This is a genomic window from Phaeobacter inhibens DSM 16374 (assembly GCF_000473105.1).
Lineage (GTDB): Bacteria > Pseudomonadota > Alphaproteobacteria > Rhodobacterales > Rhodobacteraceae > Phaeobacter > Phaeobacter inhibens.
Map to the genome: position 1 here is coordinate 425,847 of NZ_KI421498.1, position 26,329 is coordinate 452,175.

Annotated in this window: 23 protein-coding genes and 5 tRNA genes; 19 read left to right on the top strand and 9 right to left on the bottom strand. The window is 60.2% G+C overall.

What is annotated here, in order from left to right; translation table 11 throughout:
* Positions 1-199 precede the first annotated feature (199 nt).
* Both INHI_RS0105640 and INHI_RS0105645 read right to left on the bottom strand, forming a co-directional pair.
* Positions 200-607 carry a hypothetical protein gene (locus INHI_RS0105640; RefSeq protein WP_014875046.1) on the bottom strand — a complete coding sequence of 136 codons (408 nt, stop codon included), beginning with the start codon at positions 605-607 and terminating at the stop codon, positions 200-202.
* A gap of 66 nt (positions 608-673) precedes the next feature.
* Positions 674-1,096: a MarR family winged helix-turn-helix transcriptional regulator gene (locus tag INHI_RS0105645; RefSeq protein ID WP_027247030.1), complete on the bottom strand. Its 423-nt coding sequence runs from the start codon at positions 1,094-1,096 to the stop codon at positions 674-676.
* A gap of 83 nt (positions 1,097-1,179) precedes the next feature.
* Between INHI_RS0105645 and INHI_RS0105650 the strand changes: the two genes are divergently transcribed.
* On the top strand, positions 1,180-2,217 hold the full coding sequence (locus INHI_RS0105650; protein ID WP_027247031.1) for a bifunctional GNAT family N-acetyltransferase/class I SAM-dependent methyltransferase: 1,038 nt from the start codon (positions 1,180-1,182) through the stop codon (positions 2,215-2,217).
* A 190-nt stretch (positions 2,218-2,407) separates the two neighbouring features.
* Here INHI_RS0105650 and INHI_RS0105655 read toward each other — a convergent pair whose 3' ends face one another.
* Positions 2,408-2,680 (bottom strand): YrhK family protein, encoded by a 273-nt coding sequence (locus INHI_RS0105655; protein WP_014880377.1) that lies wholly within the window; start codon positions 2,678-2,680, stop codon positions 2,408-2,410.
* 246 nt (positions 2,681-2,926) lie between these two features.
* Positions 2,927-3,982 carry a Glu/Leu/Phe/Val family dehydrogenase gene (locus INHI_RS0105660; RefSeq protein WP_027247032.1) on the bottom strand — a complete coding sequence of 352 codons (1,056 nt, stop codon included), beginning with the start codon at positions 3,980-3,982 and terminating at the stop codon, positions 2,927-2,929.
* 129 nt (positions 3,983-4,111) lie between these two features.
* Here INHI_RS0105660 and INHI_RS0105665 point away from each other — a divergent pair, with 129 nt between their 5' ends.
* The 8 genes from INHI_RS0105665 to INHI_RS0105710 all read left to right on the top strand — a co-directional run bounded on the left by INHI_RS0105665 (position 4,112) and on the right by INHI_RS0105710 (position 6,940).
* The gene (locus INHI_RS0105665; protein ID WP_014880375.1) at positions 4,112-4,567 is read left to right on the top strand and encodes an Lrp/AsnC family transcriptional regulator; all 456 of its coding nucleotides are present in this window, start codon (positions 4,112-4,114) and stop codon (positions 4,565-4,567) included.
* Between the two features lie 133 nt (positions 4,568-4,700).
* Positions 4,701-4,775, top strand: a tRNA-Val gene (locus tag INHI_RS0105670).
* Between the two features lie 121 nt (positions 4,776-4,896).
* A complete protein-coding gene (locus tag INHI_RS0105680; protein WP_027247033.1) occupies positions 4,897-5,478 on the top strand; it encodes a histidine phosphatase family protein in 582 nt (193 codons plus the stop codon).
* 76 nt (positions 5,479-5,554) lie between these two features.
* A tRNA-Val gene (locus INHI_RS0105685) sits at positions 5,555-5,630 on the top strand.
* 239 nt (positions 5,631-5,869) lie between these two features.
* Positions 5,870-6,241 (top strand): hypothetical protein, encoded by a 372-nt coding sequence (locus tag INHI_RS0105690; RefSeq protein ID WP_027247034.1) that lies wholly within the window; start codon positions 5,870-5,872, stop codon positions 6,239-6,241.
* Positions 6,242-6,572: 331 nt separating this feature from the next.
* A tRNA-Asp gene (locus INHI_RS0105700) sits at positions 6,573-6,649 on the top strand.
* A 50-nt stretch (positions 6,650-6,699) separates the two neighbouring features.
* A tRNA-Asp gene (locus INHI_RS0105705) sits at positions 6,700-6,776 on the top strand.
* 87 nt (positions 6,777-6,863) lie between these two features.
* Positions 6,864-6,940, top strand: a tRNA-Asp gene (locus INHI_RS0105710).
* A 135-nt stretch (positions 6,941-7,075) separates the two neighbouring features.
* Here INHI_RS0105710 and INHI_RS0105715 read toward each other — a convergent pair.
* Positions 7,076-8,467 (bottom strand): M20/M25/M40 family metallo-hydrolase, encoded by a 1,392-nt coding sequence (locus tag INHI_RS0105715; protein ID WP_014875038.1) that lies wholly within the window; start codon positions 8,465-8,467, stop codon positions 7,076-7,078.
* Positions 8,468-8,781: 314 nt separating this feature from the next.
* On the opposite strand from INHI_RS0105715, the gene hemA reads away from it, so the two are divergent.
* The 3 genes from hemA (at position 8,782) to ispG (ending at position 12,683) form a co-directional block, all read left to right on the top strand.
* On the top strand, positions 8,782-10,005 hold the full coding sequence (gene hemA / locus INHI_RS0105720) for a 5-aminolevulinate synthase (RefSeq protein ID WP_027247036.1): 1,224 nt from the start codon (positions 8,782-8,784) through the stop codon (positions 10,003-10,005).
* A gap of 131 nt (positions 10,006-10,136) precedes the next feature.
* A complete protein-coding gene (locus tag INHI_RS0105725; RefSeq protein ID WP_014875036.1) occupies positions 10,137-11,360 on the top strand; it encodes a helix-turn-helix domain-containing protein in 1,224 nt (407 codons plus the stop codon).
* Between the two features lie 201 nt (positions 11,361-11,561).
* Complete coding sequence (gene ispG, locus INHI_RS0105730) at positions 11,562-12,683, top strand: flavodoxin-dependent (E)-4-hydroxy-3-methylbut-2-enyl-diphosphate synthase (protein ID WP_014880366.1); 1,122 nt, start codon at positions 11,562-11,564, stop codon at positions 12,681-12,683.
* 182 nt (positions 12,684-12,865) lie between these two features.
* Here the strand turns inward: ispG and INHI_RS0105735 are convergent, their stop codons facing one another.
* Positions 12,866-13,639 carry a DsbA family protein gene (locus tag INHI_RS0105735; RefSeq protein WP_014880365.1) on the bottom strand — a complete coding sequence of 258 codons (774 nt, stop codon included), beginning with the start codon at positions 13,637-13,639 and terminating at the stop codon, positions 12,866-12,868.
* Positions 13,636-15,024, bottom strand: a complete 1,389-nt coding sequence (locus INHI_RS0105740; RefSeq protein WP_027247037.1) for a M48 family metalloprotease — start codon at positions 15,022-15,024, stop codon at positions 13,636-13,638. Before INHI_RS0105740 ends, INHI_RS0105735 begins: the two co-directional genes overlap by 4 nt.
* Between INHI_RS0105740 and INHI_RS0105745 the strand changes: the two genes are divergently transcribed.
* From INHI_RS0105745 to INHI_RS0105770, 6 genes are all read left to right on the top strand, one after another.
* Positions 15,023-16,171: a pyridoxal phosphate-dependent aminotransferase gene (locus tag INHI_RS0105745; RefSeq protein WP_014880363.1), complete on the top strand. Its 1,149-nt coding sequence runs from the start codon at positions 15,023-15,025 to the stop codon at positions 16,169-16,171. The two genes, INHI_RS0105740 and INHI_RS0105745, sit on opposite strands and share 2 nt — an antisense overlap.
* 177 nt (positions 16,172-16,348) lie before the next feature.
* A complete protein-coding gene (locus INHI_RS0105750) occupies positions 16,349-17,659 on the top strand; it encodes an N-acetylmuramoyl-L-alanine amidase (protein ID WP_027247038.1) in 1,311 nt (436 codons plus the stop codon).
* A gap of 224 nt (positions 17,660-17,883) precedes the next feature.
* Positions 17,884-20,385: a penicillin-binding protein 1A gene (locus INHI_RS0105755; RefSeq protein WP_027247039.1), complete on the top strand. Its 2,502-nt coding sequence runs from the start codon at positions 17,884-17,886 to the stop codon at positions 20,383-20,385.
* Between the two features lie 177 nt (positions 20,386-20,562).
* Positions 20,563-21,687, top strand: a complete 1,125-nt coding sequence (gene prfB, locus INHI_RS0105760; RefSeq protein ID WP_014875029.1) for a peptide chain release factor 2 — start codon at positions 20,563-20,565, stop codon at positions 21,685-21,687.
* A gap of 143 nt (positions 21,688-21,830) precedes the next feature.
* Positions 21,831-23,255 carry an amidase gene (locus INHI_RS0105765; RefSeq protein WP_027247040.1) on the top strand — a complete coding sequence of 475 codons (1,425 nt, stop codon included), beginning with the start codon at positions 21,831-21,833 and terminating at the stop codon, positions 23,253-23,255.
* 23 nt (positions 23,256-23,278) lie between these two features.
* Positions 23,279-24,049: a DUF2189 domain-containing protein gene (locus tag INHI_RS0105770; RefSeq protein WP_027247041.1), complete on the top strand. Its 771-nt coding sequence runs from the start codon at positions 23,279-23,281 to the stop codon at positions 24,047-24,049.
* An 18-nt stretch (positions 24,050-24,067) separates the two neighbouring features.
* On the opposite strand, the gene INHI_RS0105775 is transcribed toward INHI_RS0105770, so the two are convergent.
* Complete coding sequence (locus INHI_RS0105775) at positions 24,068-24,874, bottom strand: helix-turn-helix domain-containing protein (RefSeq protein ID WP_014880358.1); 807 nt, start codon at positions 24,872-24,874, stop codon at positions 24,068-24,070.
* 219 nt (positions 24,875-25,093) lie between these two features.
* Here INHI_RS0105775 and INHI_RS0105780 point away from each other — a divergent pair, with 219 nt between their 5' ends.
* Positions 25,094-25,576 carry a hypothetical protein gene (locus INHI_RS0105780; RefSeq protein WP_014880357.1) on the top strand — a complete coding sequence of 161 codons (483 nt, stop codon included), beginning with the start codon at positions 25,094-25,096 and terminating at the stop codon, positions 25,574-25,576.
* Positions 25,577-25,703: 127 nt separating this feature from the next.
* Here INHI_RS0105780 and ilvN read toward each other — a convergent pair whose 3' ends face one another.
* Entirely contained in the window at positions 25,704-26,264 is a 561-nt protein-coding gene (gene ilvN, locus INHI_RS0105785; protein WP_014875024.1) for an acetolactate synthase small subunit, read from the bottom strand.
* Between the last annotated feature and the right edge of the window lie 65 nt (positions 26,265-26,329).

Below are 26,329 nucleotides of genomic sequence, written 5' to 3' on the forward strand. Positions count from 1 at the left end.
GTATGATCTGAGATCAATCCGCAACGGATAATGATAAACGGTCGACCCTTCCGGGGTCGCCCGATGTCGTTTACGGTGTTGAGAAGGCGAGATTATATGTGTCTTCCGGCACAACGTGGATGACAGCGTGGTGCCTAGGCGGAGCAACCCGGCAGGCCACGCGGACAACCGCTTCACGGCGCCGATCGACGACATATCGTCAGTCCGTTGTCGCCGATCCGTCCCCAAAAGCTGAGGTCAGGAAATCTTCCTTCATCATATGTGCTTTCATCGCGGGCAGACCTACGGCCTTTAGGGCGATGATCGCTGTATAGATCAAAGTTGCTGTTGCCAGAGCGTCCAGGATCCATGCGACAGGGGTTCCCACCGTCCCCAGACGAGTGGAGAGTTCATTCAGCTCGGGAATTGTCCAGAAGCCGGTCATCCAGTGAAGAGCCAATGCGATCCAAAATCCAGCGCAGAACGGGCAATGCCATTGCTCGTACAGCGTGCGAAGGGGACTTGGGAGCAGCGAAATGAGGGTTTTGAACCAGGTACCCCATTCTGGCAGCTTCTCCCAAATCAAGATGTGGATGGCGGTGCCCAAGAGTGTGAGTTCGAACGTCATTTCATTTCCTATTTAGGTAGTTAGTAGGACGTACTAATTTGGATAAATGCTGCCTTTTCGATTTTATCACTTTTGATCAAAGGCCCGGGCTATGCTGCCGGGCAGTTCGGAGGCCAGCTCACGTGCGACGGCCTCATAGACCCTCTCACCACTCGCCAACAATGCCTGGCCGGCTTCGGTCAGGATGATGTGCTGTGCGCGGGCATCATAGCGGCAGGGGAAGCGGGCAACCAAGCCTCTGTCTTCCAGCTTTAGGACCATCGCACTGGCGGATGATTTCCTCACCCCCAGATCATTCACAACATCCTGAAGGTGTTGGCCGTGGTTGTCTTTGTCGGTGGTATTGTCTTCCTGATCTCGGATGGCGCGCAGATACTCAAACTCGTTGTGACTTAATCTGAGCTCTGCGCTGAGTTCAGCCCATGAGCGCTGGCAGCGCCGATGCGCCAACTGGAGGAATTGTTCGAGGGTCACCTTGACATCCATCATTTAGTACGTCTTCCTAACTAACGTATAATTCCACCGTGTCAAGTCCACGTGTGGGGAACATCACCGAAGTTGGAGGGCGCCCGATGGTCCGTGAAATGAAGTTTGAAACCGACAGGCTTTGCATTGAATCCTGGGATGCGACCCTTGGCTCTGAGCAAGAAAAGCAGGCATTTGCAGCGGAACTGGCAGCCATTTTGACACCTCCTGTCCTGAAGAGCCTGCCGGAACCCATGCAGCTCGCTGATGGCGAGGCCGCTATTTCGGACTGGATTGCTGCCAGACATGCAGAGAGCCATGTGCTTGCGATCCGCGATGGCAATGCGAGCCTCATTGGCCTCCTCATCTTGGCACCCTCCGGTGACGCGGAATATCCGCCGACGGTTCATATCGGATATCTCTTTTCCGAAATTACGTGGGGCAAGGGCTTCGCATCAGAATTGATCGGCGGATTGGTCGCCTGGTATCAGGATCTGGGGGAGGGGACCCAGCTGTTGGCTGGTGTTGCACATGGGAATGTTGCATCCGCAAAAGCACTGCAAAAGAATGGTATTAAACAGGTCCCCGACCATTCCGACCCCGACACCGCGATGTTTCGCAAAGACACTCAGTTCAATTTTGATCGACTTTACAGTTCCACAGCGCATGCGCTCGGCGCTCCGTCGTCGGAGATTGTGGAGTTTTTCAGCACGCTGGCGGGCAATAGTCTGCGCGTTCTTGATATTGGCTGCGGTCAGGGGCGTGACGCTCTTTTTATTGCGAGATTGGGCCACTCTGTCGTTGGTGTTGATATCGCACCAAGTGGGATCAAAGATCTGGTCGCGGCGGGCAACCGTGAAAACCTCAACGTCGACGGGATCGTTGCAGATATCACAAATTTCCAGCCGGTCGGGCAGTTTGACGTTCTATTGATAGATCGCACCTTGCACCTTCTGTCTGCCGACAACAGGGTTGCGGTTCTTAGGCGCCTGATAGGCCATGTTGCCCCGCAGGGCTGGGTGATTATCAGCGATGAGCCTGAAAACATGGCCGCTTTCAAAGAGGTCTTTGATGCGGAGGAGGCTCTCTGGAAACCCCATATGGAGACGGCCGAGCATCTCATGCTTCAGCATGACGCTGGATGATTGGGGCATTGGATCTTAGAGCGGCTGTTTGAAGTCCCGCAGTGAATGACGATTCCGCCCTGCGCCGTCGATGATCGAATTGACGCCCCCCGTGCATCGGATTGCAAGGATGGGCGTCATTGGAGCCACTGGTGCCCTGTGCGTGCGGTTTCAGGGGTCAATACGTCAGAGAGGCAAAGCGGGCGCTATCTTACATGCGGGTGATATCCTCATAGTCGCCCATCCGCAGATAGGTATATTCGCGGTAGAGTTTGATGGTAGGACGCAGCCCGAAGAGGATGGATCCGATCAGAAACAGCCAGGTGCCGACATCGGTCGTCGTTTCCTGAAAAAACAGCACACTGCCCACCACGAACAGCACTGCAGCCGAGACATCGACAATGGTGTAGGCAATTTCGCAATAGGCGTAGATCTTCTTGTGTTGATCGCTGCGGTTGCGATTGTCGGGGTGGAACAGGGGCATGCGGTTCTCCTTGGGGTGTTCTCTGTGCTGGTGTCATCAAACGCCTGAATGGCGATCTGGTTCAACGCCTGTCTGCACGGGGATCCTCTGGCCACAAAAAAAAGGGCAACCCATCTGGGCTGCCCTTTCTCTGCTTGGTGTTATTCCCCCGAATATACCGGGGTCTTCCGTCTGGCGCCCGCTCTTTGGTGGCGGGGTTGAACGACAGCCCCGCAGCAGTGGGGCGTCGATTGGCGTCACCGTGGCCTAGGCGGCCTTTGGCGTCATCTTCGCCTGCACCGTGGCGATGGCGACCGCGTCGGGGCTGACATCATCCGCGGCAGCCTGAGCCAGGATTGCTGCCATAGTCACCTCAAGCGCCTCCAGCCGGTCCGCGACAAAGCTGTTGCGGTTGCCGATTTTCTGGATTTCTGTCGCCACATTGATGATGCCGCCACCATTGGCCACGAAATCGGGGGCGTAGAGAATGCCGCGCTGGTGCAGGGCGATCGCGTCCTCGGAGGAGGCCAGCTGGTTGTTGGCGCCACCGGCCACCAGAGCCACCTTCAGCTGCGGGATGGTGTCGCTGTTGAGGATGCCGCCAATGGCGCAGGGGGCAAAGATATCCGCCTCAACCGCATAGATCTCATCCGGGGCGACGGCTGTGGCGCCGAAGGCCTCTACCGCGCGGGTGACCTGCGCCGTGTTCACATCAGTGACGATCAGCTTGGCACCGGCCTTGTTGAGGAAGTCGCAGAGGTACCAGCCCACGTGACCCAGCCCCTGAACGGAAACAACCCGATCGGTGAGGTCGATCTGACCGGTCTTATGTTCCCACGCCGTGCGGATCGCGTTGAAGATGCCGCGCGCGGTGATGGGGGAGGGGTCGCCGGAGGCGTATTCACCATCGGCCAGCCCGGCGACGGAGGTGGTTTCCTCGGCCAGGATCGCCATATCCTCAGGGCTCATGCCCATATCTTCGGCTGTGATGTAGCGGCCATCCAGACTGTCGATTGCGCGGGCAAAGGCGCGCAGCAGCTCAGGGGTTTTCTGGGTCGCAGGGTCGCCGATGATCACCGCTTTGCCACCGCCGAGCGCGAGGCCCGCAGCCGCGTTCTTATAGGTCATGCCTTCGCTCAGACGCTTGACATCGGTCAGGGCCTCTTCGGCGCTGGCGTAGGGGCGCATCCGCAACCCGCCAGCCGCCGGGCCAAGCAACGTGGAATGCACGGCAATAAAACCAGTGAGGCCAACCGAGGCATCCTCGACCCGGTAGATTTCTTCATGTGTCGATGTGGCGACGGGGGTGATTGTGGCTGTCATTTTTGGATTGCTCCTCCATTTCGCCAGAGAATACCGTCAGGGAACCGCGAATTTCCTCCAAAATGGCGCGCCCCAATTGTCAATTTTAGAGCTAATCGCTAATATGTGGCGATAAACGAGGGAAAAGACGTGGATACCATTGACCGCAAGATATTGGCCGCGCTTCAGGAGAACGGGCGGATGAAAATTGCCGAGCTGGCGGAGAAGGTCGGCCTGTCCGCGACGCCCTGCGCCCGGCGGGTCGCCAATCTGGAAGAGAGCGGGGTGATTTCGGGCTATTCGGCGCGGGTGGACCAGACCGAAGTGGGGTTGCCGGTCACCATCTTTGTCGCGGTGGAGCTGGAGCGACAGTCCACCGAGGGGCTGCAGGCCTTTGAGGCGGCGGTGCGGCGCTTTGATCAGGTGATGGAATGCTATCTGATGACCGGGAGCCGTGATATTCTGCTGCGCGTCGTCGCGCAGGATCTGACCGATTTCGACCAGTTTCTGGAGCATCGCCTGATGCGCGTCCCCGGCATTCGCAACACCCGCTCCAGCTTTACCCTGCGCACGATGATCTGTCGCAATGTGCTGCCGCTGGACTAGTGGTTGGCAGGCAGGGCTGTTGGTCCGGCAGTGTCGGGCGACCTCGCGGGTCGGGCAAAAATGACGGGGCAGTTGGTTTTTTCGATCCGGCCCTCTTGCAGTGGCGCGCATCGGGCGGTATGACCGCCGCCAAGGGTGATTAGCTCAGTGGTAGAGCGCTTCGTTCACATCGAAGATGTCAGGAGTTCAAATCTCTTATCACCCACCATTCTCTTTCGATTTGATGGTTTTCTACGCTTTCCGATGGCGCGTCGTCTTGCTGCGCGCGCTCTTCCCTGCCCCAGAAAACCTGTCTAGATGTTGCGGCAACGCCTAGGGGCGAAGCAGCAATGAGGGCAGGCATGGCATATCCGAAAATCTGGTTTCTGCGGCATGGGCAGACGGAGTGGAACGCCGAAGGGCGGATCCAGGGGCAGCTGGAATCAAAGCTCAGCCCCTTGGGGATTGAACACGCCCAGCAGCAGGCGGGCCTGATGGCGCCGATCCTGGCGCAGGGGCCTGCCTGCTACGTCTCGCCGTTGGGGCGGGCGCAGCAGACCGCGCGGATTGCGCTTGGCGATCAGCCCTTCATCACCGATGCGCGGCTGGCCGAGGCGCAGGCCGGCGTGTTTCAGGGGCTGACACGACAAGAGGTCGCGGCTGAGTACCCGGAGATCTATGCCGCCAATCCGCTGAACCTTGACTTGTTCTGCGCCGCGCCACAGGGCGAGGGGTTCGACGCGTTTCAGGCCCGGATCACGGATTTCCTGACCGGGCTGAGTGAGCCGACTGTTGTGGTGGCGCATGGGCTGTGGGGGCAGGTTCTGCGCGGGGTGATCTGCGGCTTGTCACGAGCGGAAATGGCGGCGCTGCCGAATGAGCAGGGCTGTATCTATCAGCTGTATAACGGCAGCGAGCAGGTGCTGCGCTAAGGCGATGACTTTTTCGCAGATTTCTGCGATTTACCTCTTGCGTCCAGCGCGCGGATTCTCTAAATCCCCGCTCACCGGGTCGTTAGCTCAGTTGGTAGAGCGCTTCGTTTACACCGAAGATGTCGGGAGTTCGAGCCTCTCACGACCCACCATATACCCCCTTGAATTCCTGAAGATTTTGCTCTGCCAACGCCTGATGCCTGCGATTTGGTTGTGGCCTGCGGTCGATCGCTGACGTCCTTAAATCATTCTTTTTTGATCATTGAACGGCGGGGCGGCGGCTGAATTTGCGGTTACGCCATCTCGCGCTAGGCTGTTGGTTCTCCCCTGATGATTTTGTCAGCTGACGTCGGGAGAATTTGTATCAAGTCTATGATTTGGAGTTTCTGTGATGACGTATAAGGCGATCCTTTCAATTGTTGTGTCTGTTCTGCTGGCTGTGCCGGTCGCAGGCGAGGCGGGGTCCTTCAAACATGTGAAAACCGAGGCTGATTTCCTCGCTCTGGTTCGCGGCAAGACGCTGAGCGCTGATTGGGGGAGCATGCAGATCCTGCCCAATGGTAAGATCAAGGGAAAGACACAGCAGGGCAAGATGGTTGGCGCATGGCAGTGGAATGGCGCCCTGTGGTGCCGCAATGTGCGGATCGGTAAGCAGCCGGAGCGGGGTACGGATTGTCAGAAAATCGGCGTCTCTGGAAACCAGCTGCAGTTTATCCGTGAGCAGGGCCGGGGGACGGCCGGTGTCATGGTGATCTCCAACTGATCAGGAATGACCGGTGGCGCGGCTCTGGTGTGGCGTGCCACCGGGGCTGTCTGTGGCACCTTGCGGCTGGATGGCGCTGTTGTTGTCGCCGGTTGGGTCCGTGATCCGCGTGGCCTGAGGCCGACTGTGATTTTCTGGATGGATTATCCCTGGTCTCCGGCGGGGCGCGAGATGGGAATTTCGGAAAAACAATGAGTTAGTCGGCTTGTTGGCGGTGGTTTTGTTTTTTTTCACGGAAACCGGAGAAAATGCCAAAACACCGCTTGACGATCCCTCGGTGCTGCGAATATTACAGCCCAACATTCAGCGGCGACGTTGGATGGAACAGCAAGCGGTTGTAGCTCAGTTGGTTAGAGTACCGGCCTGTCACGCCGGGGGTCGCGGGTTCGAGCCCCGTCAACCGCGCCACTGCTGTCCGCCCCGGATCTGGGTTAAGGGATCCAAATGAAAGTAAATGCGCGGTTGTAGCTCAGTTGGTTAGAGTACCGGCCTGTCACGCCGGGGGTCGCGGGTTCGAGCCCCGTCAACCGCGCCACTTTCAAATCTGCCCTGATGATCAGGGTCCGCCCCGGAGGGGAACATATGTCAGGCGCCTGCGTCTGATCTGCCGAAAGGCCCATGCGCGGTTGTAGCTCAGTTGGTTAGAGTACCGGCCTGTCACGCCGGGGGTCGCGGGTTCGAGCCCCGTCAACCGCGCCACTTTCTTCCCTAAATTTGTGGATGAACGCACCCTTCTTCGGAAGGGTTTTTGCGTTTGTGGTGATGTTCTGTTGTGCTTTTGATCTGCCTGAGGGGCGGGTCAGTGGTGCGCGCCGGGGCGCACCACTGGTGATCTTATGCCTTGGTCAGCGCGTCCAGCACGCGGGCCCAGGAGCGGATGCCTTTGTGGAAGCTTTCCAGATCGTATTTCTCATTGGGGGAGTGGATCGCGTCATCTTCATTGGCAAAGCCGATCAGCATCGCATCCATGCCCAGAATCGATTTGAAGAAGCCTGCAATGGGGATCGAGCCGCCCATACCGCAGAACACCGCTTCGCGGTTCCATTCATCCGACAACGCACCACGGGCGGCCTCGAACTCGGGGCGGGAGATGTTCATCACCGAGGCGCGCGAGCCCTCCAGATCATTGTCCCATTTTACCTGGGTGTCGGGCTTCAGCCGGTCCTCGACATGTTTGCGGATCTTCAGGCGCAGCGCATCCGGGTCCATGTCCCCGACCAGGCGGCAGGTGATCTTGCAATGGGCCTCAGACGGGATCACGGTTTTGGAGCCAGCACCATTATAGCCACCCCAGAGGCCGTTCACCTCCAGCGTCGGCCGCGCCCACTGCTGTTCCAGCACCGAGCGGTCCTTTTCGCCGTGGGATTGGGTGTAGCCTGCGTTCGCGAGATAGTCCTGCTCTTCAAAACCGCAGCCCTCCCACTGGCGCAGCTGGTCCTCTGGCACCTCATGCACGCCGTCATAGAAGCCCTCAACCGCGACCTTGCCGGTGTCTTCGTCATAGAAAGACGCGACAATGCGGCTGAGTTCGCGCAGCGGGTTCAGGCCGGGGCCGCCGTAGTGGCCGGAGTGCAGGTCGATCCGCGGGCCGATCAGGGTGAATTCGTCCTTCAGCATGCCGCGTAGCTGCGAGGAGATCGAGGGGACGCCACGAGAGACCATGGAAGTGTCGCAGATCAGAGCAAGATCCGCCTTCAGCTCAGCGGCGTGCTGTTCCATGAAGGGGACGAGGGAGGGGGAGCCGCTTTCTTCTTCGCCCTCAAAGAAGAAGGTGATGCGGCAGGGCAGAGTGCCATTGACCGCCTGCCAGGCGCGGCAGGCCTCGACAAAGGTCATCAGCTGGCCTTTGTCATCGGACGCTCCACGGCCGCGAATGACGGTGCCACGCGCGGTCTCTTCCAGCTGCGGCTCAAACGGCGGGGTGTTCCACAGGTCCAGCGGATCCACCGGTTGCACGTCGTAGTGACCATAAAACAGCACATGCGGCAGGTCTGCGTCCTGCGGGCCGACGTGGCCCACCACCATCGGATGGCCGGGGGTGATGCGTTTTTCCGCGTCAATCCCGATCGAGCGCAGGTCGGCCACCAGCCAATCGGCGGCTTTGTCGCAATCGGCCTTATATGCGGGATCGGTGGAAATCGATTGGATGCGCAGCAAGTCCATCAGCCGTTTGGTGGCAGCATCAAGATCGGTGTCAATCCGGTCCAGGACGTCGTTCAGAGACATATTCAGGGGGCTCCTGCAGTTGTTGATTGGCTTTGGCCGGACCCTAGCAGCGCCTGTGGGCAGGGGCCAGAGCGGCGCAAAAATGATCCGGAGGGGCGGGGATGCGTCGGATTGTAGCGTCAAACAGGCGTTACAATTCTTGCTGCCCGGGGCGCAAAGGTCTATTTGACCTGCATCAAGGCTGTGTCCGCTCCCTCGGCGTATTTGATTGATCAAACGGAGGGTTCGGGTTATCTATTCGGTAACGTGAATATATCAGCCTGACCACAGCTTGCACCAGATCCGTTGGTGCCAACTATGCCATGGAGATGCCGGTGGACTATACCGCGAAACTCGACCAAGCGATTGATCAGCTCCACACGGAAGGTCGCTATCGGACATTCATCGACATCGAACGGCAGAATGGCCAGTTTCCACATGCCGTCTGGACCCGTCCGGATGGCAGCAAACAGGATATCACCGTCTGGTGTGGCAATGACTATCTTGGCATGGGGCAACACCCTGTTGTGCTGGAAGCCATGCATGGCGCCATTGACGCCACCGGCGCAGGGTCCGGCGGCACCCGCAATATTTCAGGGACCACTGTCTATCACAAGCAGCTGGAAGCCGAGCTGGCGGATCTGCACCAGAAAGAAGCGGCGCTGCTGTTCACCTCAGCCTATATCGCCAATGATGCGACGCTGAGCACGCTGCCGAAACTGTTTCCCGGCCTCATCATTTTCTCCGATGCGCTGAACCACGCCTCGATGATCGAAGGGGTGCGGCGCAACGGTGGTGCCAAGCGTATTTTCCGCCACAATGATGTGGCGCATCTGCGGGAGTTGCTGGCAGCGGCGGACCCTGCTGCGCCGAAGCTGATCGCCTTTGAATCGGTCTACTCCATGGATGGGGATTTTGGTCCGATTGCGGAGATCTGTGATCTGGCGGAGGAATTTGGCGCGCTCACCTATATCGATGAGGTGCATGCGGTTGGCATGTATGGCGCGCGTGGCGGCGGCGTCACTGAGCGGGATGGTCTGATTGACCGCATCGACATCGTAAACGGCACCCTGGCGAAGGCCTATGGTGTGATGGGGGGCTATATCGCCGCATCGGCAAAAATGTGTGACGCGATCCGCTCTTACGCGCCGGGCTTCATCTTTACCACCTCGCTGGCGCCTGCGGTTGCGGCAGGGGCGGCGGCCTCTGTTGCCTATCTCAAGACCGCGCCGGAATTGCGCGAACAGCATCAGCTGCAGGCGCGTATCCTGAAGATGCGTCTGAAGGGGCTTGGCCTGCCAATCATTGATCACGGCAGCCATATTGTGCCGGTGATCGTTGGCAATCCGGTTCATACCCAGAAGCTGAGCGATATGCTGTTGTCAGATCACGGGATTTACGTCCAGCCAATCAACTTCCCGACAGTGCCGCGCGGCACCGAACGGCTGCGCTTTACCCCCTCTCCGGTGCATGGCCCAAAAGAGATCAACGCGCTGGTCAAGGCGATGGACGCGCTCTGGTCACATTGTGCGCTGAATCGTGCCGAAATGGCGGGCTGATTCATAGCTCTGTGTCAAATTGGTAAGATTATGGTAGTATGATCATAATCAAAGGGCGCAGGCGAATCGCATAAGGCGGATCCGTGACGTCCTGAATGTCGAATACGGCAGGCTAAAATGGGACAGCAGGCATGATCGGGCGCCTTACTCAGCGCAAATCGAAGACGCACGACGAATCGACAGGGCCGCGAAGCTTTGACGATTACGAGCTTCGATTGGGTGACATTATGCGTGGTGAACGGGCCACGATGGGCAAGTCGCTGCTGGATGTTCAACGTGAGCTGCGGATCAAAGCCTCCTATATCGCTGCTATCGAGAATTCTGACCCGACTGTCTTTGACACGCCGGGTTTTATTGCGGGCTATGTGCGGTCTTATGCGCGTTACCTCAATATGAACCCTGACACCACGTTCGACAGTTTCTGTCAGGAGAGCGGGTTTCAGGTGGCGCATGGTATGTCGGCAGAGGCCTCGGTGCGCAAATCCGCCGGTGCGCCGATTGCAACCGGCATGGGTGGGTTGCGCAGTGATGCGTTCACCTCGCCCAATACCCCCTTTGTTCCCGCAGCCAGCGGCGTCTTCAGCCAGATCGAGCTGCGTGCGGTAGGCTCACTTGCGGTGCTGGTCGCGCTGATCGGTGGCATCGGCTATGGCGGGTGGGCCGTCCTGAAGGAAGTGCAGCAGGTGCAGATGGCACCGGTTGAGCAGACCCCCATCGTGTTGGCCGATCTGGATCCGCTGGCGGGGGCGAGTCGTGACGCGGAAGTTCAGAATGAGGATCCCGCACTGGAGGCGCTTGACCGGCTCTACCGTCCGCAGGCGTTGGATGTGCCGGTTCTGGTGCCTCGCGACGGCCCGATTGCCACCCTTGATCCGCGCGGCTTTGGCAATTTTGCCATGCCGGAGCTGCCGTCGGTTGTGCTGGCGGATGCCAGCCTCAGTGCCGAGGCGCCGCTGCCTGCGATGCCGCAGGTTGTCGAAGAAACGGCGCCGGCCCTGCAGATGGTTGCGGTGCGCCCCTCCTGGGTTCAAGTCACCGCCGTGGATGGCAGTGTGATTTTCGAAACCATCATGGAACCGGGCCAGCATTTTGAAATCCCCGCCACCGAAGAGGCACCGTTGCTGCGCACAGGCGAAAGCGGCGCGATCTATTTTGCGGTGAACGGCGCCCATTACGGCCCGGTCGGCGATCGGGGGCAGGTGACCAAGAATGTGGTGCTGTCCTCGGATGCGCTCACCGAGCGTTTTGCGCTCGCCGACCTCAGCGAAGATCGCAACAGTGCGCTCGCCACGCTGGTGGCGGAATTGCAGGCCAGCAGCCTGCCCGTCGACCCGGTCGAGACCATCAGCGAGTAGACCATAGGCGAGTTGACCGTCAACGTGCCGACCGGCAATCGGGTGGTGTCGCGGCGCCCGTATCACCTGCACCATCGATCTGATTGCCTGCCCGCTTGCGACATCTGGCCCGATCCTTGCAGGAATGCCCACCCACCATTGAAGCCGCGCCAGACTGCGCGTATCTATGCCCGGAACCCTGAACAGCGCGGACCGGACCTCATGTCGATCAACCATATTCGCCCCTGGCGCCATATCGAACGCCGCAAGAGCCGCCAGATCCATGTGGGCAATGTGCCTGTCGGCGGCGATGCGCCGATTGCGGTACAAACCATGACCAATACGCCGACCACCGATGTGGCCGCAACGGTGGCGCAGGTTCAGGCCGCAGCAGAGGCCGGCGCGGATATTGTCCGGGTGTCGGTCCCGGATGAGGCGTCCTCCAAGGCACTGAAGGAGATCGTTCGCGAAAGCCCGGTGCCCATCGTTGCCGATATCCATTTCCACTACAAACGCGGCATCGAGGCGGCTGAGGCCGGGGCCGCCTGCCTGCGCATCAACCCTGGTAATATCGGTGATGAGAAACGCGTGGCCGAGGTGATCAGAGCGGCCAAGGATCACAATTGCTCCATTCGCATCGGGGTGAATGCGGGGTCGCTGGAAAAACATCTTCTGGACAAATACGGGGAACCCTGTCCGGAGGCGATGGTGGAGTCGGGCCTCGATCATATCCGCATTCTGCAGGACCATGATTTCCATGAATTCAAGATCTCGGTGAAGGCGTCTGACGTCTTCATGTCGGCGGCGGCCTACCAGCAGCTGGCCGAGGCAACCGATGCGCCGATCCACCTTGGCATCACCGAGGCGGGTGGCTTTGTTTCCGGCACCATCAAATCGGCGATCGGCCTGGGCCAGCTCTTGTGGATGGGCATCGGCGACACCTTGCGGGTCAGCCTTTCTGCCGATCCGGTGGAGGAAGTGAAAGTCGGCTTTGAGATCCTCAAATCCCTCGGCCTGCGCCACCGCGGCGTCAATATCATCTCCTGCCCCAGCTGCGCTCGGCAGGGGTTTGATGTGATCAAGACGGTGGAGGCGCTCGAAAAACGCCTGGAGCATGTGAAAACCCCGATGAGCCTCAGCATCATCGGCTGTGTGGTGAATGGCCCGGGGGAGGCGCTTATGACGGATGTCGGCTTCACCGGCGGCGGCGCGGGTTCCGGCATGGTCTATCTGGCGGGCAAGGCCAGCCATAAGATGTCCAACGCGCAGATGGTGGATCATATCGTCGAAGAGGTGGAGAAAAAGGCGGCTCAGCTGGATGCTGAGGCAGCTGCGGCGGAATAGATGCGTCACCACCAACTGACAACCAGATGAACAAAAGGGCGCTGTGATGAGATCAGTGCCCTCTTTCTTTTGTCTGTTTCGCCTGTCATCTTTCCCGAAATACTCCGGGGGTCTGGGGGCTGGCCCCCAGGTCGCCCTGGGTTCTGGGGTCGACCTACGCTGCGCCCCAGAACCCAGAAAAGTCAGCTGCGCTTTTCGCGAATATCGGCGACCATGATTTCCATCTGGTCAGCAGGCAGATAGCCACGCAGCAGCTCATCACCCAGAACGAAGGTCGGCGTGCCGGAGATTGCCAGCTGCTGCGCCAGCGCGCGGGTGTCTTGCAGCTGACGCGCAATCTCGGGATCGGACATCCGCGCGAGGATCGCATCCGCGTCCAGATCCAGCCCTTCGGCGAGACGGCGCAATGTGCCCTCATTTGGCTCACCGCTGAGGGTGATCAGCGCGTCATGGACGTCCTTGTAGGCATCATCCCCAGCCACCAGCCGGGTGGCGATGGCAAAGCGGGAGGTCAGCACCGAGGCCTCGCCCAAGATCGGAAATTCCTTGATGATCAGGCGGATATTGCCGTCACCTGATACCAGCTGTTCGACCTCGGGGGCGGCGCGACGGCAGTAGCCACAGCGATAATCCATGAATTCCACCAAGGTGATATCGCCATTGGGATTGCCGCCGACCCAGGAATAGCCGTCATCATGCAGGGCTGTCAGGTTTTCAGAGACCAGCGCATCATCACGGGCAGCCTCATCGGCGGCTTGCTGTTGTTCCAGCTTGTTGACGGCTTCCAGGATCACCTCCGGATTTTCCAGCAGATAGGCGCGGACCTCGGCGCCAAATGCGGCACGCTCGTCGTCGCTCATCTTGCTGAGATCCAGTGCCTGAACAGCAGGGGCAACCATCAGCCCAAGGGCCAGTGCCGCGGCAGAAACTGCGGGGAGGCGGGTCAAACGGGTCATCTTGATTTCCTTTTTTCGTTTTGTTCAGCAGCGATCAGCACGTCTTGTGCACGTCGCCAGGCAGTGGATCCGGTGGGCAGTTGGGCGGTTGCGCGTTTGGCATGCAGCCCTGCGTCCTTCAGCCGTCCCTGTAGCGCATAGCGTTCGGCGGTGGCCAGTGCAGCCATGCCGGACTGGCCAAGTTTCGCGTAGGCCTGCGCCATGTCCCGCAGCATTGCGGCATTGCGAAAATCCCGTGCGCGGGCGGCTTCCAGCGACTTGATTGCCGCCTTGGGCTGGCCTGCGGCCAATTGCGCGCGCCCAAGACTGGCGAGGATCAGCGGGTCACGCCCCGCCTGCTGCACCGCGCGACTATAGGCGGCAAGGGCTGGTTGCCAGCGGCGGTTCTCCATCAGAATCTGGCCCTTCAACTCCTGATAATAGGGATCAGAGGGGCGCAGGGCGAGGGCGCCGTCGATAGCGCGCAGAGCCTTGTTCAGGTTGTTGCGCCGATGGTGGGCGATGGCCTCTCGCATAAGGCGTACGTCCTTGTAAGGTTCATCCGCGATCCGGCGCAGGGTCCATTTGGGTGAGCGGGTAAAGGCCGACAGCTTGCCGCGCACCCGGGCGAACCAATAGATTGCATTGGCATCGGGTTTGGCAGTGTCGCCGTGGCTTGCCAGATAGGCTTCGGCGGCGCGGATCCGATCCCGGCTCAGCGGATGCGAGCGCATGTAGGGATCCTGATTGACCGGGCTCAGCAGCTCTTGCCCGGCAAAGATCTTATGGACATCGACCAGCCCGCGCGGGCTGACCCCGGCTCGTTGCAAGATGCCTGCAGCGGTGCGGTCGGCGGAGGCTTCCTCGGCGCGGGTGTGGGCCAGAAACCCGCGCAGGGCAGAGGATTGCGTGCCAAGGGCGATGCCTGCTGCGGCCTCGCCTGCGCCAGCGGCGGCAGCCAGGACAGCAAGTGCAGCCCCAAGGCCAGCTGCAGAGCGGGCCGAACGCATGTTCTGCATCCGCCGCGACAAGTGGCCATTGGTGATATGGGCCGCCTCATGGGCGATCACGGCTTGCAGCATCTCGGGGCGGTCTACCTTTAGGATCAGCCCGTAATGGATGAAAATCGTTTGAGAATCGACGACAAAGGCATTGAAGGAACCATTATTGACGACCAGCACCCGGACCCGTTTCGCATTCAGACCTGCGGCGCGCAGCACTGGGGCTGCCAGCTCATTCAGTCCGCGTTCAATATCGGGATCGCGCAGCAGCGAAATCGAGGCTGTCTGCGCGGAGGACGCCAGGGATCCCGCGACGAAACAGAGCGCAGCAAGGGCCAGAGCCGGGATTGACGCGAGGCGGGAGAAGCGGTCAAAGGTCATGGCCGCACCATGGGAGATCAACATGCGAAACTCAAGCCGGTCCAACGTCGATCCCTTCATTGTGATGGATGTCATGGAGGCCGCCCGCCGCGCCGAAGAGGCAGGGCGCCACATCATCCATATGGAGGTGGGCCAGCCATCCACTGGCGCGCCCGTTGCCGCGCGTGAAGCGCTGGCCAAGGCCTTGGATCACGACAGTCTGGGCTACACTGTGGCGCTGGGTCTGCCTGCGCTGCGCAAACGGATCGCGCAGTTATATGGCGAATGGTATAATGTTGATCTGAACCCTGAGCGGGTGGTGATTACCCCCGGATCATCCGGAGCTTTCCTGCTCAGCTTTACTGCGCTGTTTGACAGTGGTGATCGGGTGGGCATCGGCGCGCCGGGCTATCCCTCCTACCGTCAGATCCTGCATGCGCTGGGGCTGACACCCGTTGATATTGAAACCTCGCTGGATCACCGCCTGCAACCGGTGCCGCAGGATTTGACGGGGCTGGATCTGGCGGGGCTGATGGTGGCCTCTCCGGCCAATCCCACCGGCACCATGCTGGACAAGCCTGCGATGGCGGCCTTGATCGACGCGGCACAGGGGCAGGGGGCGGCGTTCATCTCGGACGAGATCTATCACGGCATCGAATATGAGGCGAAGGCGGTGACGGCGCTTGAGGTGACGGATGAGTGCTATGTGATCAACTCGTTTTCCAAGTATTTTTCCATGACCGGCTGGCGCGTTGGTTGGATGGTGGTGCCGGAGGATCATGTGCGGGTGGTCGAACGCATCGCGCAGAACATGTTCATCTGTGCGCCCCATGCAAGTCAGGTTGCGGCCTTGGCAGCGATGGATTGCCGCGACGAGCTGGAGGGCAATCTTGCCGTTTATGCGCGCAATCGCGCGCTGATGCTGGAAGGTCTGCCAAAAGCAGGCTTTGATCGGATCGCGCCACCGGATGGGGCGTTCTATGTCTATGCGGATGTGTCTGAGCTGACCCATGACAGCCGCGCCTTTGCCCAGGAAATTCTGGACGAGGCCGGGGTGGCGGTGACGCCGGGGCTGGATTTTGATCCCAAGCGTGGCGCGACCACATTGCGGTTTTCCTATGCGCGCGCCACGGCGGATATCGAAGAGGGCCTGACGCGGCTCGCCGCGTTCATGGCAGCGCGTCGGGGCTGAGCCTCCGCGTCTTACTATCAGGCAGGCGACACCGCAGCATGAGGCTGGCCATCAGGTCACGCAATGGCCTAGTCTGCCAGCAAAATATTTGCGTAGCCAAAGCGGCGTATCCTCTTCCCTTGCTCCGGACCGGGCGCAACTGGGGCGGGCAGAAATGGATCCAGGCAGAACAGCACAATGGGCAGAACAATAGCCATGAGCAGAAAAACAATGGTCCTTGCGGCGCTGCTGCCGGTCTTGATGGCGGCACCGCTGGCGGCGCAGGATGCCGCCGAGGCGGTCGGCACGCCAACACCGCAAGTGATCTCACAGGTGCCACAGGGGTTTAGTGGCCTCGCGCGGATCGAGCCGCAGGAAACCCGGGCGGAGGACCGTCGCTCCGGGACGGATATCACCTTGGGGCTAAGCCAGGGCGTGCCGTATCGGCTGTTCACGCTGGCCGCGCCGCCGCGTGTGGTGCTGGACTTTCAGGAGGTCGACTGGAGTGGGCTGAGTGCTCAGGCACTGGTCACGGAAGATGGCATTACCGCTGCGCAATTCGGAACCTATGTGCCGGGGTGGTCGCGGCTGGTGCTGGCGCTGGCGCAGCCGATGCAGATTGAGACGGCAGCGATGGATATCGATCCGGTGACGGCGGCGGCCCGACTGTCGATGGCGTTGCGCGAGACCACGGCCGAGGAGTTTGCCGCTACGACCGGCGCGCCACGCGATGCCCGCTGGGATCTGCCCGCGCCCACCCCGATGATCGCGCGCGAAGCGAAGGATTCGCTGGCCCCTCTGCTGATCGTCATTGATCCGGGCCACGGCGGCATTGATCCGGGGGCGGAAGCCTTCCTTCAGGGAGGGCTGGTGCAGGAAAAGGATCTGATGCTGCAATTCGCCATTGAGCTGGGGGAGATGCTGGTTCGCTCTGGGCAGTTCAATGTGCAGCTGACGCGGGATGACGATTATTTTGTCTCGCTTGAGCGGCGGATTGCGCTGGCGCATCAGGCCAAGGCGGATCTGTTCCTGTCGCTGCATGCTGACAGCCTGTCGGAGGGACGTGCCCATGGCACCACGGTGTATACGCTGTCTGATGATGCCTCTGATGCGGCATCTGCGACGCTGGTGGAGCGGCAGGTGCGGGGCGACCTGCTGGCGGGCACCGATCTGAGCCAGGCCGATGACCGGGTGACGGATGTGCTGCTGGATCTGGCGCGGGTAGAGACTCATCCCCGCAGTCAGGCGCTGGCGCGGGCGTTGGTAAAGGGGCTGAAGAGCCAGGGCGGGGCAATGAACCGCCGACCGCTGCGCGAAGCCGGGTTTTCTGTGCTAAAATCTGCCGATATCCCATCGGCTCTGGTGGAAGTTGGTTTCCTGTCCAGCCCCCGTGATCTTGCCAATCTGATGGACCCGGAATGGCGCGAGCGCACGGCACGGGGCATTCTGAACGGGCTGTTGTCGTGGCGCATCGCGGATGAGGAGACCCGCCCGCTGGTGCGTCAATAACCTCCGATGGTTGGTTGTTGCCAAAGGCGAGTCCGTCTGTCGATGTCGGTCCGCTGCGTGAGAGCGGAACCAATGAGGCGGATGTGAGGTTTGTTATCCGGGGACAGCCATCCATGCTTTCCCCCTGTTTTCTCCGGGTCGGCGGCATCAATATGCCGTTTCCCGTTTTGACCCCACGCGCCGCTGCACCTATATAGGCGGCACTGCGCGAGAAAGGCTCTACAGTGGTCAGATTTATTCTATCGTTCTTTGGTTCCATCTTCAGCACCATCACGCTGGGCATCGCAATGATTGCCCTGACCATTGGTGCGGTGTTCTGGATCTATGGCCGGGATCTGCCCAGCCACGAATCCCTGGCGCAGTATCAGCCGCCGACCATCAGCCGGATCTACTCCGGCGAAGGGGCGCTGATTGACGAATTTGCCCAGGAACGCCGCCTGTTCACCCCGTCGGAAGAAATTCCCGATCTGGTGAAACAGGCCTTCATTTCGGCTGAAGACAAAAACTTCTACAGCCACAAGGGCTATGACATGCGCGGCATCGCCGCTGCTGCGGTTGAGGCGGTTCGGTCGCGAGGATCAAACGTGCGCGGCGCCTCCACCATCACCCAGCAGGTGATGAAGAACTTTCTTCTGTCCGGCGACCGCAAGGCAGAGCGTAAGGTCAAGGAACTGATCCTCGCCTCCCGGCTTGAGGAAACGCTGAGCAAAGACAAGATCCTAGAGCTCTACATGAACGAGATCTTTCTGGGGCAGAACTCCTATGGGGTGACAGCTGCGGCGCAGACTTATTTCAACAAGACGCTGAGCGAACTGACTCCGCATGAGGCCGCGACGCTGGCATCCATGCCCAAAGCGCCCTCCGACTACCATCCGGTGCGTCAGAAACAGCGCTTGCTGAACCGCCGCAACTACGTGCTGCGTGAAATGCGCGAAAACGGCTATATCTCAGATGCGGTTTACAAGGTCGAGGTCGATCAGCCGCTGCGCTCGGTCCAGAATGGTGATTTCGACAGTTTCCGCACTGCGCTGCCGCCGCGGGATTACTTCACCGATGAAATCCGCCGCCAGCTGTCCGAAGACTTTGGTGAAGGGGAATTCTTCACCGGTGGTTTTACTGTGCGTGCCACCATCGACGAGGAAATGCAGACCGAAGCCGCCGTCGCCCTGCGCGGAGGGCTTGAGAAATACGACCGGTCGCGCGGGAACTGGCGCGGCACCGGTGTGACCCTTGATGCGGAGGCGCTGGCCTCGGAAGAGAGCTGGCGTGCGGCGTTGAGCAACGCTTCGGTGCCCCGTGACATCAATCTGGGCGGCAAGTGGCATCCGGCGGTGGCGCTGGAGGTCGGCGACCAGAGCCTGCGTGTGGGGATCGAAGAGGTGGCTGAGATCGGATCGGTCCCGCGCTCGGATATCAAATGGATGAAAGGCAGCTTCAAGGACAATATTTCCGCTGGTGATGTGGTACTGGTCCGGGCGGTCGAGAAGGACGGCGCACTGCAACATTGGTCGCTGCGTCAGGTGCCCGAGGTCCAGGGTGGCTTTGTCGCGATGGATGTGAATACAGGCCGCGTTCTGGCCATGCAGGGTGGGTTCTCCTATCAGCATTCGGTGTTCAACCGCGCCACACAGGCGCAGCGCCAGCCGGGGTCCAGCTTCAAACCCTTTGTCTACGCGGCAGCGCTGGACAGCGGCTATAGCCCCGCCACAATCGTCGTGGATGCGCCGATTGAGATCAACACGCCGCAGGGGTTGTGGCGTCCGAAAAACTCTACCAATAAATTTTACGGCCCAACGCCGCTGCGCACCGGGATCGAGATGAGCCGGAACCTGATGACCATTCGTCTGGCACAGGAAGTCGGAATGGAAGTGGTCGCAGGCTATGCCGAACGCTTTGGTGTATATGACAATATGGGGGCGTTTCTGGCCAACTCACTCGGGGCGGAGGAAACCACGCTGTATAAGATGGTGGCGGCCTATGCGATGTTTGCCAATGGCGGTGAACGGGTGCAGCCGACGCTGGTGGACCGGATTCAGGACCGCCGGGGCGAAACCATCTATCGCCATGATGACCGCGACTGCGTTGACTGTGCCTCGCCCGCGCTGGCGGCGGGACAGGCGCCCCGGATCGTGGACAACCGCGAGCAGGTCATGGATCCGATCACGGCTTATCAGCTGACCTCAATGATGCGGGGGGTGGTCGATCGCGGCACCGCCTCAAGCGTGATCAACCTGCCGGTGCCCACTGCGGGCAAAACCGGGACGACCAACGACTCGCGCGATGTGTGGTTTGTCGGCTTTACCTCAAATATTGTGGCGGGGTGCTACATGGGCTTTGACCAGCCGCGTCCGATGGGGCGTGGTGCCTACGGCGGCACAATGTGCGGCCCGGTGTTTCAGCAGTTCATGCAGAAAGCGACTGCAAAATACGGTGGGGGTAAATTCGCCGTCCCGGAGGGCGGTCATTTCATCAAGATCGACCGCTATACCGGCGCACGCCTTGCCGATGCGGCCTCGGGTGGCAATGTGGTGGCAGAGTATTTCCGCGATGGCGCCGAGCCGATCTTTGGTCTGGCGTTTGACGGTGGCTTTGCGATGGGGTCAAACCTGCCGCTGTTTGAGGAGGCCGCGCAGTCGGCGCGCCGTGTGACTACATCGGATGGCGGCACTGCTGTTCTGGGACCAAAGGCCACGTTTGGCACCATCAGTTCCGGCGGGCTTTATTGACGCCTGCTAAGGTGAGCGGACTTATCTGAGGGGCGGGGCGTGGAAATCATGACCCCGCCCGTTTATGCCGTGCGGTGGCGTGGCGCGCCAATCGCGCCGCGCTCTGCCGCCCCGGCTTGCCCGCAGAGCGCGGGTGGTTTATCACGCAGGCCTGATACGTGATTTCAAGGGATTGCCATGCGCGCCGAAACTCAGAACATCGTGGCCGATATCGAAAAGTCGCTGGAGCTTTTGGCACAGCGTCTGGATTGGGAAACCGCCGAGTTCCGCCTGGAAGAGTTCAACGCCCGCGTTGAGGATCCCAACCTGTGGGACGACGCCGATGCGGCGCAGGCCCTGATGCGCGACCGGCAGATGCTGGTGGACGCCATCGACACCTACAAGTCCATCAAACAGGATCTCAGCGACAATATGGAGCTGATCGAACTGGGAGAGATGGAAGAGGATGCCGAGGTCATTTCCGACGCCGAAGCAGCCTTGAAAACGTTGAAAGAAAAAGCCGCCGAGAAGGAGCTGGAAGCGCTTCTGGATGGTGAGGCCGACAGCAACGACACCTTTCTCGAAATTAACGCCGGGGCCGGGGGCACCGAGAGCTGTGACTGGGCGTCGATGCTGGCGCGGATGTATGTCCGCTGGGCAGAGAAGAAAGGCTACAAAGTCGAACTGCAGTCCGAAAGCGCGGGCGAAGAGGCGGGTATCAAATCCGCAGCCTACAAGATTTCCGGCCACAACGCCTATGGCTGGCTGAAGTCCGAAAGCGGCGTCCATCGTCTGGTGCGAATTTCGCCTTACGATTCAGCGGCCAAGCGCCACACCTCGTTCAGTTCGGTCTGGGTCTACCCGGTCGTGGATGACAATATCGAAATCGACGTGAACCCCTCGGACATCCGCATCGATACCTATCGTTCATCGGGCGCGGGCGGCCAGCACGTCAACACCACCGACTCGGCGGTGCGGATCACCCATGAACCCACCGGGATTGTGGTGACCTCCTCCGAGAAGTCGCAGCACCAGAACCGCGATATCGCCATGAAAGCGCTGAAATCGCGACTGTATCAGCTGGAGCTGGACCGCCGGAACGCGGACATCAACGCCGCCCATGAGGCGAAAGGCGATGCCGGTTGGGGCAACCAGATCCGGTCTTATGTGTTGCAGCCCTATCAGATGGTAAAGGATTTGCGCACCAGCCATGAGACCTCGGATACCAAGGGGGTGCTTGATGGTGATCTGGACGGCTTCATGGCGGCTACACTGGCACTGAATGTGGCGGGCAAGAGCCGCTCGGAAGCGCAGGGCGACTGATCGCGCCACCGCGCTGGCCCGGTTTCGCAAGCGCCAGACCTACTGGTTGAATTCATCGAGACCCGTTTGCCCCGGCAAGCGGGTTTTCTTTGTGTTTTGGCCCGGCTAGGCTGCGGCTAACGGCTATCCAGGAGCGCCTTTCGATGAGTGAGACCACACCCAGCGCCCGCGAGACCCTGCAGGCTATTTCTGCCGGTCGGCGCACGGCAGTTGCGCTGATGGAGGAGACGCTGGCGCGCATTGATGCGCTAAATCCCAGCCTCAACGCAATCGTGGCGCTGCGGGACCGCGAGGTGCTGCTGGCGGAGGCCGCGGCGGCAGACCGATCGACGACGCGGGGGCCGCTGCATGGGCTGCCGATGGCGATCAAGGATCTGGCCAATGTGGCAGGCGTGCGCTCCACCCAAGGCTCGCCTTTGCTGGCGGATTTTGTCCCACAGCAGGATGACCTGATGGTGGCGCGGCTGCGGGCGGCGGGGGCTCTGTTTATCGGCAAGACCAACACCCCGGAATTCGGGCTTGGCTCGCATACGTTCAATCCTGTCCATGGGGCCACGGCGAACCCCTATGACCACAGTCGCAGCTGCGGTGGCTCGTCAGGTGGCGCGGCGGTGGCGCTGGCGACAGGGATGGTGGCGCTGGCCGATGGCTCCGACATGATGGGATCTCTGCGCAACCCTGCGGGGTGGTGCAATGTCTACGGCTTCCGGCCCAGCTGGGGGCGGGTGCCGGGGGAGCCGCGGGGTGATCTGTTTCTGCATCCGCTCTCGACCAATGGTCCGATGGCGCGCTGCCCGGAAGATCTGGCGTTGCTACTGGATGTGATGTCAGGATCGGATCCACGCCAGCCGCTTGCGGCCACTGCCGGGGCAGGGCGTCGTGTCTCGCCTTTGCCGGAGGCGCGCCCGATGCGCATTGGCTGGCTGGCGGATTGGGGTGGGGCCTATCCGATGGAGTCAGGTATCCTGGAGACCTGCGAAACGGCGCTGGAGACCCTGCGCACTCTGGGTCATCAGGTTGAGACGCTGGCGCCGCCCTTCGCCGCGGAGCGGATCTGGCAAAGCTGGAGCACGCTGCGCTCGTTCTCCGTGGCTTCGGGTCTCCGGGTTTTTGGTGGGCAGATGCAGCAGCTGAAAGACAGTGCCCAATGGGAGCTTCAGCGTGGGCTCGCCCTGAGCGGGCAGGAAATACAGGCGGCGTCGGACCTGCGCTCGGACTGGCAGCGGGTCGCGGCACGCCTGTTCTCGCAATATGACGCACTGGTATTGCCGACCGCACAATGCTGGCCGTTCGACATTGCGCTCGATTACCCGCAGGTGATCGGGGAAACCGCAATGGACAGCTATCATCGCTGGATGGAGGTGGTGACACCTGTCAGCCTTATTGGGGTGCCCTGTCTGGCTGCCCCCGCTGGGTTTGGCCCGGCCGGTCTGCCGATGGGGATACAGATTTTTGCGGCACATGGGCGGGACCGGGAATTGCTGACGTTGGGAAAGCAGTATCACTGCGCAACCCGTTGGCCAGAGCGTCGCCCGCCGCAAACGCCATCAACAACTGCCGCCCGCTGAACAGCCGCATCAGGAGACCCCGCATGGAAGAAAAAGCCTTTGGAGTGCCCGATTTGCAGCCGATGACGCTGGCAACGCTGGGACAGGCGTTGCGGCACGGCTGGGAGGATTTTCGTGCCAAACCGGGCTACGGGTTGTTTTTCGCCAGCGTTTATGTGCTGGCGGGATGGATCATGGCCTGGATCACCGTGGCGACTGGCACCACCTTCTGGCTGGTGCTGGCGGCGATCGGGTTTCCGCTGATCGGGCCGTTTGCGGCGGTCGGGCTTTATGAGGTGTCGCATCGACTGGAGCGGGGGGAAGCGCTGGGGTTTGGCGCCATATTGGGGGTGGTCTGGCAGCAAAGTCGTCGTCAGCTACCGTCGATCTGCGCCATTATCATCATCGTATTCCTGTTCTGGTTCTTCCTCGGACACATGATTTTTGCGCTGTTTCTGGGACATTCCACAATGACCAATATCTCCAGCTCGCCGGAGGTGTTCCTGACCGCGAACGGGGTGATCATGCTGGCTGTGGGCAGTACCGTTGGTGCGATTTTTGCACTGCTCCTTTATATGATTACAGTGCTGTCGCTGCCGCTTTTGCTGGATCGCGAGGTGGATTTTGTCACTGCAATGATCACCAGTTTTTCCTATGTGCAGAGCAATTTTGTGCTGATGATCCTCTGGGCGGCTGGCATTGCTGCGGCAACATTCGTGGCGATGCTCCCGGGGTTTCTGGGTTTGCTGCTGGTGCTGCCGCTGCTGGGCCACGCCAGCTGGCATGTCTACCGGCTGATCGCGGCACGGACCTGAGGAGCGGCGCTGCCTCTCCTATCTGAACCGGGTGCCGACACCCAGCAACCGCTGTTGAAAGGGGCTGAGTTCGTGTTGTTCGACAAATCCTGCCCGTCGCGCCGTGCGCAGGATGACACCGTGGTTCTGCCCCAGATATTCATAGACCATACGCGTGACGCGATCTGCGGTCTCGCTTTCGCGACTGGTGCGTGCGACATAGCCGGCCCAGACATTGGCCTCCATCGCAGGCACGTTGGCCAGATAGTTGAAGGATGAGGTGCGCCCGCCGCGCCGCGCCAACGTGAAGGCGACCCCATCATCATAGGCCGAGGCGTAGCCACGAAATTCACGGGATTTCGCATCGGCTGGCAGTCCCTGATAGCGCATGGCGGATTTTGCCTCGTAGCCGCGGATATAGGTGATACCTTCGCTGCGAAACACCCGCACCAGCCCCAGAATGTAGCGATCCGTTCGCACGAAGCTGCGGCGTAGAAACTGGTAAAGGCCGGACGGAAAAAACGCTTCGGTCATATTGGTGACGCCGGGACCCAGAAAATCGTTCAGAAAGGGTCCCTGCAGGATTTGTCCCTTGCAGGAGAGCTGCGCGACCGGGTCCAGCAGGATGCGGGCATCCACATCAAAGAAATTGCAGATCCTGTCCAGAACATCGGGCCGTGGAAAGCTCTCACCGGTCAGGTATCGGTTGAACTGCGTGCGGTTGATGCCCAGACGCCGCGACAGTTCTGATATCGATGGGTAATCCCTGGCCAGTTGCCGCAGGTTGGCACCAAACATATTGCGCAGCTCGGCAGGGGAGCGGTCGGGCTGGCTGGGCTGGCTCACGAAGGTCTCCTCTATGTTGGTAAGTGGGGTTAATACCAGATCTTGCGATTACCCAAGGGAAGGCATATCCCATTTGTAGATAATAGTCGCGAAGCTGACGCTACATAGCATCAATTCTGCGCAAAACGACACAAATTGGTACAGGTTTTTTCAGATGTTTTTGGTGTTCCTCCAGCATGATTTATCTCAGAATGGGTCGGGTCCAATGTGAGGTATGATATGATTGGTGTCGTTCTGTGGACCGACTACGACCTACGGCAGGCTGTGATCTGGTGTGAAGATCACGGGGATCTGGTCTACTATCGCTGGACCTCTCTGGATGAGCCGGTAGTGCTCAGCAAGGGGGATTGTGTGGCATTTCAGGTCGAGACGAAAGGCGCACTGCGGTTGGCCTGCGATCTGCGCCTCATCGAGGAAAGCCAGAGCCCGGAGTTGGCCGCCAAACTGGTCCGGGCAGAGCATGAGGCCAATCTGTACCCGCCGAAGTCCCGGTCCAATGCAACTGTCATGTCTTGGGAAGATGCGCGCCGCGATCCGCTATATCCCACCGCTGAGGAGGCGGAGCGGCAGGAGTATGGGCCGTCGCAGAATAGCCTCCACGATGTGTCGGATCCCCGCCCAACCGGCGGTGCGACAGTGGTCTCTTTTCCGGATAAGAAGGCAAGAGAGGCCCGCGCGCAGGCAAAGCGGCGCAGCGGCTAACGCTCGGGACGCACGGGCGCTGCAAGCCATTATGAGGCCTTGGGTCAGGTGCCGTCAGTACCTAGGTTTGTCCAGCAAAAAGGGGCCGCGCGGACGCAACCCCTATCTGGTATTTCAACGGATCTGATCAGTTGCCGCGCAGCAGCGCTGCGACACCGGTGCGGGCGATTTTGGTCAGCCCCAAGGGCCGCATCATCTCCGCAAAGGCGTCAATCTTGTCCGGTGCGCCGGTCAGTTCGAAAATGAAACTGTTGAGCGTGGTATCAACCACTTTCGCGCGGAAAATCTCGGCCAGACGCATCGCCTCGACGCGTTTTTCGCCCTCGCCGACCACTTTCACGATGGCCAATTCACGCTCGACAAAGGGACCTGCCACGGTGAGATCGGTGACCTCATGTACGGACACGATCCGACCCAGCTGCGCCTTGATCTGCTCAATCACCTGCGGGGTCCCGGTGGTGACAATGGTGATGCGCGACAGATGGCCGGTGTGGTCGACCTCGGCCACAGTGAGGCTATCGATATTGTAGCCGCGACCGGAGAACAAACCGATGACGCGGGCCAGAACCCCGGGTTCGTTTTCCACCAGAATGGTGATGGTGTGGCGTTCCTGAACATCCGAAAAATTCGGACGTAGGTTATAGGCGGAGTGGCTGGTGGAGCCTTTTTTGATGTGTAGGGCAGACATTTAAGTCCCTTTCCTAAATTCCGGGGCAGGGCGATAACGCCCCGCAGAATCTGTTCATAGCCTGG